Raw genomic sequence first — 1,439 nt, forward strand, 5'->3', positions numbered from 1 at the left:
TTAGTACTACAGTTGCGTATTATAGCGTGTTTTTCGATGTGCGATGGCGGCGGCGACTTGATGCTCGCGTCGCCATCGCGACCAGTTCCATATGAAGGCGGCGGTGAGTATGGGGCGCGGCAGAAGGCGTGAGATCAGTCGGCGGAGTTCCGGAGTTGTCAGGGTTTGTGCCAGTCTGGCAATCATGCCGCTGCTATTTTGCGCCGCGGACTCGTTTCGTTCCGTTTTCCGCATGCCGCGCGGCGCTGATCGGCGGTGACCCGGGCCAGAAAAGCGGCCGCCGCCATCACCAGGCTCATATGGCGGTTCCAGCCATGCCAGGAGCGGGCCTCGCAATGATCGAGGCCAAGATCGTCCTTGGCGCGCAGAAAGCACTCCTCAATGGTCCAGCGCAGCCCAGCAGCCGCAGCAAGTTCTGCAAGTGTGGTTCCAGTGCGCGCAAGAGCGAAGTAATAGGCAATGTTTTGCGGGTCACGCAGGCTACGACGCGCCAGCAGCCAGCGGGAAAACCCCTCTGCGGTCTGATGTCTGATCGGGACCCAGGCCCAATCATAGAGCCGCTGCCCCTTGGAGCCTTCGCCAGCGGACAGGGGCTGCCAGGCCTCGGTTGGCAGTTCGGAAATAATCGTTGCAGGATCGGTCTGCACCAGCGCCCACTCCTGCAGAAAGCGCAAGGTATGGTTTGAGCGCACCGCCAGCACATAGGGCTGACCACGATCCTCCAGCATGCGTCGGAACTGATGGTCCGAGCCATAAACCGCATCGGCGAGTACAAAGGCGCAAGGCGCTCCCTCATCCAGCAGCCGCGCAACCATCTCGCAGGCTATGGCCGGTTTGGTGGCGAACGTAACATCTTCCGGCACATGCGCCTTTGCGCGCCGCTCAGGGTCATTGGCCCAGGCCTTCGGTAAGTAGAGCTGCCGATCGACCAATGCATGGCCCCAGCGGCTCGCATAGGAAGCAAACACGCCGATCTGGCAGTTCTCGATCCGGCCCGCCGTACCGGAATACTGTCGGCTAACACCGACGGAATGACGTCCCTTCTTCAGAAATCCGGTCTCATCCACAACCAGCACGCCGTCCGGATCGCCAAGCGCCTCAATCGTATAGCTCCGAACCCGCTCGCAGAGCGCATCTGCTGACCAGGATGACCGGCCCAGCAGGGTCTGGATTCGGTAAGGCCGCTCCAGTCCGGCTTCCTCCGACAGCATCCAGCCAGTCTTGCGCTCAACCCCGGACAACAACCCATCAATAAAAGCTCCGGCGGACGCTCGCTGCTCGGACCTCTTGAACGCAGGGGCGATAAAGGCCCTCATGCCTGCAAGCGCCTCGCGCCAATCTGAAGCCGACCCAGCCCAATCCGATACAGTCATGACCCAACGCTCCCATTCTCTCGGAAAGAATTGAATCAGAGATCTTCAAAATACGCAACTGTAGTA

At 60.4% G+C, this 1,439-nt stretch carries 1 protein-coding gene; it reads right to left on the minus strand.

All coding sequences use genetic code 11. From position 1 onward, the window contains the following. Positions 1 to 182: 182 nt before the first annotated feature. On the minus strand, positions 183 to 1,373 hold the full coding sequence (locus PVW27_RS21470) for an IS701 family transposase (protein WP_274561240.1): 1,191 nt from the start codon (positions 1,371 to 1,373) through the stop codon (positions 183 to 185). Between the last annotated feature and the right edge of the window lie 66 nt (positions 1,374 to 1,439).

The organism is Seohaeicola sp. 4SK31 (assembly GCF_028802875.1).
Taxonomy (GTDB): domain Bacteria; phylum Pseudomonadota; class Alphaproteobacteria; order Rhodobacterales; family Rhodobacteraceae; genus Seohaeicola.